Below are 8,944 nucleotides of genomic sequence, written 5' to 3'. Positions count from 1 at the left end.
GAGAGTTTGTAACACCCGAAGTCGGTGGGGTAACCTTTATGGAGCCAGCCGCCTAAGGTGGGACAGATGATTGGGGTGAAGTCGTAACAAGGTAGCCGTATCGGAAGGTGCGGCTGGATCACCTCCTTTCTATGGAGAATTGATGAACGCAGTTCATCAATAAACGTTGACTTGTTTTGTTTCGTTCAGTTTTGAGAGAACTATCTCTCAAGTTTAAATGTATGTTCTTTGAAAACTAGATAACAGTGTAGCTCATATTTTTTTAATTTTAGTTTGGTTAAGTTAGAAAGGGCGCACGGTGGATGCCTTGACACTAGGAGTCGATGAAGGACGGGACTAACGCCGATATGCTTCGGGGAGCTGTAAGTAAGCTTTGATCCGAAGATTTCCGAATGGGGAAACCCACTATACGTAATGGTATGGTATCCTTACCTGAATACATAGGGTATGGAAGACAGACCCAGGGAACTGAAACATCTAAGTACCTGGAGGAAGAGAAAGCAAATGCGATTTCCTGAGTAGCGGCGAGCGAAACGGAATCTAGCCCAAACCAAGAGGCTTGCCTCTTGGGGTTGTAGGACATTCTATACGGAGTTACAAAGGAACGAGGTAGACGAAGCGACCTGGAAAGGTCCGTCACAGAGGGTAATAACCCCGTAGTCGAAACTTCGTTCTCTCTTGAATGTATCCTGAGTACGGCGGAACACGTGAAATTCCGTCGGAATCTGGGAGGACCATCTCCCAAGGCTAAATACTCCCTAGTGATCGATAGTGAACCAGTACCGTGAGGGAAAGGTGAAAAGCACCCCGGAAGGGGAGTGAAAGAGATCCTGAAACCGTGTGCCTACAAATAGTCAGAGCCCGTTAATGGGTGATGGCGTGCCTTTTGTAGAATGAACCGGCGAGTTACGATCCCGTGCGAGGTTAAGCTGAAGAGGCGGAGCCGCAGCGAAAGCGAGTCTGAATAGGGCGTTTAGTACGTGGTCGTAGACCCGAAACCAGGTGATCTACCCATGTCCAGGGTGAAGTTCAGGTAACACTGAATGGAGGCCCGAACCCACGCACGTTGAAAAGTGCGGGGATGAGGTGTGGGTAGCGGAGAAATTCCAATCGAACCTGGAGATAGCTGGTTCTCCCCGAAATAGCTTTAGGGCTAGCCTTAAGTGTAAGAGTCTTGGAGGTAGAGCACTGATTGAACTAGGGGTCCTCATCGGATTACCGAATTCAGTCAAACTCCGAATGCCAATGACTTATCCTTAGGAGTCAGACTGCGAGTGATAAGATCCGTAGTCAAGAGGGAAACAGCCCAGATCGCCAGCTAAGGTCCCAAAGTGTGTATTAAGTGGAAAAGGATGTGGAGTTGCTTAGACAACTAGGATGTTGGCTCAGAAGCAGCCACCATTTAAAGAGTGCGTAATAGCTCACTAGTCGAGTGACTCTGCGCCGAAAATGTACCGGGGCTAAATACACCACCGAAGCTGCGAATTGATACCAATGGTATCAGTGGTAGGGGAGCGTTCTAAGTGCAGTGAAGTCAGACCGGAAGGACTGGTGGAGCGCTTAGAAGTGAGAATGCCGGTATGAGTAGCGAAAGACGGGTGAGAATCCCGTCCACCGAATGCCTAAGGTTTCCTGAGGAAGGCTCGTCCGCTCAGGGTTAGTCAGGACCTAAGCCGAGGCCGACAGGCGTAGGCGATGGACAACAGGTTGATATTCCTGTACCACCTCTTTATCGTTTGAGCAATGGAGGGACGCAGAAGGATAGAAGAAGCGTGCGATTGGTTGTGCACGTCCAAGCAGTTAGGCTGATAAGTAGGCAAATCCGCTTATCGTGAAGGCTGAGCTGTGATGGGGAAGCTCCTTATGGAGCGAAGTCTTTGATTCCCCGCTGCCAAGAAAAGCTTCTAGCGAGATAAAAGGTGCCTGTACCGCAAACCGACACAGGTAGGCGAGGAGAGAATCCTAAGGTGTGCGAGAGAACTCTGGTTAAGGAACTCGGCAAAATGACCCCGTAACTTCGGGAGAAGGGGTGCTTTCTTAACGGAAAGCCGCAGTGAATAGGCCCAAGCGACTGTTTAGCAAAAACACAGGTCTCTGCGAAGCCGTAAGGCGAAGTATAGGGGCTGACACCTGCCCGGTGCTGGAAGGTTAAGGAGAGGGGTTAGCGTAAGCGAAGCTCTGAACTGAAGCCCCAGTAAACGGCGGCCGTAACTATAACGGTCCTAAGGTAGCGAAATTCCTTGTCGGGTAAGTTCCGACCCGCACGAAAGGTGTAACGATTTGGGCACTGTCTCAACCAGAGACTCGGTGAAATTATAGTACCTGTGAAGATGCAGGTTACCCGCGACAGGACGGAAAGACCCCGTGGAGCTTTACTGTAGCCTGATATTGAATTTTGGTACAGTTTGTACAGGATAGGCGGGAGCCATTGAAACCGGAGCGCTAGCTTCGGTGGAGGCGCTGGTGGGATACCGCCCTGACTGTATTGAAATTCTAACCTACGGGTCTCATCGACCCGGGAGACAGTGTCAGGTGGGCAGTTTGACTGGGGCGGTCGCCTCCTAAAGTGTAACGGAGGCGCCCAAAGGTTCCCTCAGAATGGTTGGAAATCATTCGTAGAGTGCAAAGGCATAAGGGAGCTTGACTGCGAGACCTACAAGTCGAGCAGGGACGAAAGTCGGGCTTAGTGATCCGGTGGTTCCGCATGGAAGGGCCATCGCTCAACGGATAAAAGCTACCCCGGGGATAACAGGCTTATCTCCCCCAAGAGTCCACATCGACGGGGAGGTTTGGCACCTCGATGTCGGCTCATCGCATCCTGGGGCTGTAGTCGGTCCCAAGGGTTGGGCTGTTCGCCCATTAAAGCGGTACGCGAGCTGGGTTCAGAACGTCGTGAGACAGTTCGGTCCCTATCCGTCGTGGGCGCAGGAAATTTGAGAGGAGCTGTCCTTAGTACGAGAGGACCGGGATGGACGCACCGCTGGTGTACCAGTTGTTCTGCCAAGGGCATAGCTGGGTAGCTATGTGCGGAAGGGATAAGTGCTGAAAGCATCTAAGCATGAAGCCCCCCTCAAGATGAGATTTCCCATAGCGTAAGCTAGTAAGATCCCTGAAAGATGATCAGGTTGATAGGTTCGAGGTGGAAGCATGGTGACATGTGGAGCTGACGAATACTAATAGATCGAGGACTTAACCATATAATATGAAGCGCTGTTATCTAGTTTTGAAAGAATATAAAAAACTTATTGACTTTCAAAAGTAAATAAGTTATAATAATTCTTGTCTTAAATGAATACAGTCTGGTAATGATGGCAGAGAGGCCACACCCGTTCCCATACCGAACACGGAAGTTAAGCTCTCTAGCGCCGATGGTAGTTGGGACCTTGTCCCTGTGAGAGTAGGACGTTGCCAGGCAATTCGGAGGATTAGCTCAGCTGGGAGAGCACCTGCCTTACAAGCAGGGGGTCGGCGGTTCGATCCCGTCATCCTCCACCATTTAGCCGACTTAGCTCAATTGGTAGAGCAACTGACTTGTAATCAGTAGGTTGGGGGTTCAAGTCCTCTAGTCGGCACCAGTTTTTATTGCAAGAGCCATTAGCTCAGTTGGTAGAGCATCTGACTTTTAATCAGAGGGTCGAAGGTTCGAATCCTTCATGGCTCACCATTTTAATGGAATATGCGGGTGTGGCGGAATTGGCAGACGCACTAGACTTAGGATCTAGCGCCTTTGGCGTGGGGGTTCGACTCCCTTCACCCGCACTTTTAATAAAATAACTCAAACATGTCTTGCGGAAGTAGTTCAGTGGTAGAATACAACCTTGCCAAGGTTGGGGTCGCGGGTTCGAATCCCGTCTTCCGCTCCAATTTTCAGTATGACATGCCGGGGTGGCGGAACAGGCAGACGCACAGGACTTAAAATCCTGCGGTGGGTGACCACCGTGCGGGTTCGACCCCCGCCCTCGGCACCATATGCGCCCGTAGCTCAATTGGATAGAGCGTTTGACTACGGATCAAGAGGTTAGGGGTTCGACTCCTCTCGGGCGCGTTTTCTTTCGGGAAGTGGCTCAGCTTGGTAGAGCACCTGGTTTGGGACCAGGGGGTCGCAGGTTCAAATCCTGTCTTCCCGATACTTGTTTGGGGCCTTAGCTCAGCTGGGAGAGCGCCTGCCTTGCACGCAGGAGGTCAGCGGTTCGATCCCGCTAGGCTCCACCAAAAAAGTTCTTTGAAAACTGAACGAAACAAACAACGTAAACGTCAATTTTTATTTTTAGATGCTAGACAAACTAACTTTATTGGAGAGTTTGATCCTGGCTCAGGATGAACGCTGGCGGCGTGCCTAATACATGCAAGTCGAGCGAATGGATTAAGAGCTTGCTCTTATGAAGTTAGCGGCGGACGGGTGAGTAACACGTGGGTAACCTACCCATAAGACTGGGATAACTCCGGGAAACCGGGGCTAATACCGGATAATATTTTGAACTGCATAGTTCGAAATTGAAAGGCGGCTTCGGCTGTCACTTATGGATGGACCCGCGTCGCATTAGCTAGTTGGTGAGGTAACGGCTCACCAAGGCGACGATGCGTAGCCGACCTGAGAGGGTGATCGGCCACACTGGGACTGAGACACGGCCCAGACTCCTACGGGAGGCAGCAGTAGGGAATCTTCCGCAATGGACGAAAGTCTGACGGAGCAACGCCGCGTGAGTGATGAAGGCTTTCGGGTCGTAAAACTCTGTTGTTAGGGAAGAACAAGTGCTAGTTGAATAAGCTGGCACCTTGACGGTACCTAACCAGAAAGCCACGGCTAACTACGTGCCAGCAGCCGCGGTAATACGTAGGTGGCAAGCGTTATCCGGAATTATTGGGCGTAAAGCGCGCGCAGGTGGTTTCTTAAGTCTGATGTGAAAGCCCACGGCTCAACCGTGGAGGGTCATTGGAAACTGGGAGACTTGAGTGCAGAAGAGGAAAGTGGAATTCCATGTGTAGCGGTGAAATGCGTAGAGATATGGAGGAACACCAGTGGCGAAGGCGACTTTCTGGTCTGTAACTGACACTGAGGCGCGAAAGCGTGGGGAGCAAACAGGATTAGATACCCTGGTAGTCCACGCCGTAAACGATGAGTGCTAAGTGTTAGAGGGTTTCCGCCCTTTAGTGCTGAAGTTAACGCATTAAGCACTCCGCCTGGGGAGTACGGCCGCAAGGCTGAAACTCAAAGGAATTGACGGGGGCCCGCACAAGCGGTGGAGCATGTGGTTTAATTCGAAGCAACGCGAAGAACCTTACCAGGTCTTGACATCCTCTGAAAACTCTAGAGATAGAGCTTCTCCTTCGGGAGCAGAGTGACAGGTGGTGCATGGTTGTCGTCAGCTCGTGTCGTGAGATGTTGGGTTAAGTCCCGCAACGAGCGCAACCCTTGATCTTAGTTGCCATCATTAAGTTGGGCACTCTAAGGTGACTGCCGGTGACAAACCGGAGGAAGGTGGGGATGACGTCAAATCATCATGCCCCTTATGACCTGGGCTACACACGTGCTACAATGGACGGTACAAAGAGCTGCAAGACCGCGAGGTGGAGCTAATCTCATAAAACCGTTCTCAGTTCGGATTGTAGGCTGCAACTCGCCTACATGAAGCTGGAATCGCTAGTAATCGCGGATCAGCATGCCGCGGTGAATACGTTCCCGGGCCTTGTACACACCGCCCGTCACACCACGAGAGTTTGTAACACCCGAAGTCGGTGGGGTAACCTTTATGGAGCCAGCCGCCTAAGGTGGGACAGATGATTGGGGTGAAGTCGTAACAAGGTAGCCGTATCGGAAGGTGCGGCTGGATCACCTCCTTTCTATGGAGAATTGATGAACGCAGTTCATCAATAAACGTTGACTTGTTTTGTTTCGTTCAGTTTTGAGAGAACTATCTCTCAAGTTTAAATGTATGTTCTTTGAAAACTAGATAACAGTGTAGCTCATATTTTTTTAATTTTAGTTTGGTTAAGTTAGAAAGGGCGCACGGTGGATGCCTTGACACTAGGAGTCGATGAAGGACGGGACTAACGCCGATATGCTTCGGGGAGCTGTAAGTAAGCTTTGATCCGAAGATTTCCGAATGGGGAAACCCACTATACGTAATGGTATGGTATCCTTACCTGAATACATAGGGTATGGAAGACAGACCCAGGGAACTGAAACATCTAAGTACCTGGAGGAAGAGAAAGCAAATGCGATTTCCTGAGTAGCGGCGAGCGAAACGGAATCTAGCCCAAACCAAGAGGCTTGCCTCTTGGGGTTGTAGGACATTCTATACGGAGTTACAAAGGAACGAGGTAGACGAAGCGACCTGGAAAGGTCCGTCACAGAGGGTAATAACCCCGTAGTCGAAACTTCGTTCTCTCTTGAATGTATCCTGAGTACGGCGGAACACGTGAAATTCCGTCGGAATCTGGGAGGACCATCTCCCAAGGCTAAATACTCCCTAGTGATCGATAGTGAACCAGTACCGTGAGGGAAAGGTGAAAAGCACCCCGGAAGGGGAGTGAAAGAGATCCTGAAACCGTGTGCCTACAAATAGTCAGAGCCCGTTAATGGGTGATGGCGTGCCTTTTGTAGAATGAACCGGCGAGTTACGATCCCGTGCGAGGTTAAGCTGAAGAGGCGGAGCCGCAGCGAAAGCGAGTCTGAATAGGGCGTTTAGTACGTGGTCGTAGACCCGAAACCAGGTGATCTACCCATGTCCAGGGTGAAGTTCAGGTAACACTGAATGGAGGCCCGAACCCACGCACGTTGAAAAGTGCGGGGATGAGGTGTGGGTAGCGGAGAAATTCCAATCGAACCTGGAGATAGCTGGTTCTCCCCGAAATAGCTTTAGGGCTAGCCTTAAGTGTAAGAGTCTTGGAGGTAGAGCACTGATTGAACTAGGGGTCCTCATCGGATTACCGAATTCAGTCAAACTCCGAATGCCAATGACTTATCCTTAGGAGTCAGACTGCGAGTGATAAGATCCGTAGTCAAGAGGGAAACAGCCCAGATCGCCAGCTAAGGTCCCAAAGTGTGTATTAAGTGGAAAAGGATGTGGAGTTGCTTAGACAACTAGGATGTTGGCTCAGAAGCAGCCACCATTTAAAGAGTGCGTAATAGCTCACTAGTCGAGTGACTCTGCGCCGAAAATGTACCGGGGCTAAATACACCACCGAAGCTGCGAATTGATACCAATGGTATCAGTGGTAGGGGAGCGTTCTAAGTGCAGTGAAGTCAGACCGGAAGGACTGGTGGAGCGCTTAGAAGTGAGAATGCCGGTATGAGTAGCGAAAGACGGGTGAGAATCCCGTCCACCGAATGCCTAAGGTTTCCTGAGGAAGGCTCGTCCGCTCAGGGTTAGTCAGGACCTAAGCCGAGGCCGACAGGCGTAGGCGATGGACAACAGGTTGATATTCCTGTACCACCTCTTTATCGTTTGAGCAATGGAGGGACGCAGAAGGATAGAAGAAGCGTGCGATTGGTTGTGCACGTCCAAGCAGTTAGGCTGATAAGTAGGCAAATCCGCTTATCGTGAAGGCTGAGCTGTGATGGGGAAGCTCCTTATGGAGCGAAGTCTTTGATTCCCCGCTGCCAAGAAAAGCTTCTAGCGAGATAAAAGGTGCCTGTACCGCAAACCGACACAGGTAGGCGAGGAGAGAATCCTAAGGTGTGCGAGAGAACTCTGGTTAAGGAACTCGGCAAAATGACCCCGTAACTTCGGGAGAAGGGGTGCTTTCTTAACGGAAAGCCGCAGTGAATAGGCCCAAGCGACTGTTTAGCAAAAACACAGGTCTCTGCGAAGCCGTAAGGCGAAGTATAGGGGCTGACACCTGCCCGGTGCTGGAAGGTTAAGGAGAGGGGTTAGCGTAAGCGAAGCTCTGAACTGAAGCCCCAGTAAACGGCGGCCGTAACTATAACGGTCCTAAGGTAGCGAAATTCCTTGTCGGGTAAGTTCCGACCCGCACGAAAGGTGTAACGATTTGGGCACTGTCTCAACCAGAGACTCGGTGAAATTATAGTACCTGTGAAGATGCAGGTTACCCGCGACAGGACGGAAAGACCCCGTGGAGCTTTACTGTAGCCTGATATTGAATTTTGGTACAGTTTGTACAGGATAGGCGGGAGCCATTGAAACCGGAGCGCTAGCTTCGGTGGAGGCGCTGGTGGGATACCGCCCTGACTGTATTGAAATTCTAACCTACGGGTCTCATCGACCCGGGAGACAGTGTCAGGTGGGCAGTTTGACTGGGGCGGTCGCCTCCTAAAGTGTAACGGAGGCGCCCAAAGGTTCCCTCAGAATGGTTGGAAATCATTCGTAGAGTGCAAAGGCATAAGGGAGCTTGACTGCGAGACCTACAAGTCGAGCAGGGACGAAAGTCGGGCTTAGTGATCCGGTGGTTCCGCATGGAAGGGCCATCGCTCAACGGATAAAAGCTACCCCGGGGATAACAGGCTTATCTCCCCCAAGAGTCCACATCGACGGGGAGGTTTGGCACCTCGATGTCGGCTCATCGCATCCTGGGGCTGTAGTCGGTCCCAAGGGTTGGGCTGTTCGCCCATTAAAGCGGTACGCGAGCTGGGTTCAGAACGTCGTGAGACAGTTCGGTCCCTATCCGTCGTGGGCGCAGGAAATTTGAGAGGAGCTGTCCTTAGTACGAGAGGACCGGGATGGACGCACCGCTGGTGTACCAGTTGTTCTGCCAAGGGCATAGCTGGGTAGCTATGTGCGGAAGGGATAAGTGCTGAAAGCATCTAAGCATGAAGCCCCCCTCAAGATGAGATTTCCCATAGCGTAAGCTAGTAAGATCCCTGAAAGATGATCAGGTTGATAGGTTCGAGGTGGAAGCATGGTGACATGTGGAGCTGACGAATACTAATAGATCGAGGACTTAACCATATAATATGAAGCTAATGTTATCTAGTTTTGAAGGA

The 8,944-nt window shown here is 51.0% G+C and carries 9 tRNA genes and 5 rRNA genes (1 of these 14 running past the window's edge); all 14 read left to right on the top strand.

From position 1 onward, the window contains the following. A 16S ribosomal RNA gene (locus MKX66_RS19430) occupies window positions 1–129 on the top strand (it extends 1,423 nt beyond the left edge of the window). A gap of 146 nt (window positions 130–275) precedes the next feature. After that, window positions 276–3,197, top strand: a 23S ribosomal RNA gene (locus tag MKX66_RS19425). A 101-nt stretch (window positions 3,198–3,298) separates the two neighbouring features. After that, window positions 3,299–3,414 (top strand): 5S ribosomal RNA (gene rrf / locus MKX66_RS19420). Window positions 3,415–3,419: 5 nt separating this feature from the next. Then, window positions 3,420–3,495: transfer RNA gene (locus MKX66_RS19415), tRNA-Val, on the top strand. Window positions 3,496–3,499: 4 nt separating this feature from the next. After that, window positions 3,500–3,575 (top strand) — tRNA-Thr (locus tag MKX66_RS19410). Window positions 3,576–3,588: 13 nt separating this feature from the next. Beyond that, a tRNA-Lys gene (locus MKX66_RS19405) sits at window positions 3,589–3,664 on the top strand. A 14-nt stretch (window positions 3,665–3,678) separates the two neighbouring features. Then, window positions 3,679–3,759 (top strand) — tRNA-Leu (locus MKX66_RS19400). A gap of 29 nt (window positions 3,760–3,788) precedes the next feature. After that, window positions 3,789–3,863, top strand: a tRNA-Gly gene (locus tag MKX66_RS19395). Window positions 3,864–3,879: 16 nt separating this feature from the next. After that, window positions 3,880–3,968: transfer RNA gene (locus MKX66_RS19390), tRNA-Leu, on the top strand. Window positions 3,969–3,971: 3 nt separating this feature from the next. Further along, window positions 3,972–4,045 (top strand) — tRNA-Arg (locus tag MKX66_RS19385). Window positions 4,046–4,053: 8 nt separating this feature from the next. Further along, window positions 4,054–4,127 (top strand) — tRNA-Pro (locus MKX66_RS19380). A 9-nt stretch (window positions 4,128–4,136) separates the two neighbouring features. Continuing rightward, window positions 4,137–4,212 (top strand) — tRNA-Ala (locus MKX66_RS19375). 77 nt (window positions 4,213–4,289) lie between these two features. Then, window positions 4,290–5,841 (top strand): 16S ribosomal RNA (locus MKX66_RS19370). Window positions 5,842–5,987: 146 nt separating this feature from the next. Next, window positions 5,988–8,909: ribosomal RNA gene (locus MKX66_RS19365) — 23S ribosomal RNA — on the top strand. Together the 16S, 23S and 5S rRNA genes with 9 tRNA genes alongside form the textbook arrangement of a ribosomal RNA operon. Window positions 8,910–8,944: the final 35 nt, after the last annotated feature.

This window comes from Bacillus sp. FSL R9-9530 (genome assembly GCF_038008145.1).
Taxonomy (GTDB): Bacteria; Bacillota; Bacilli; order Bacillales; family Bacillaceae_G; genus Bacillus_A; species Bacillus_A mycoides.
This window is presented reverse-complemented; position numbering and strand designations above follow the sequence as displayed.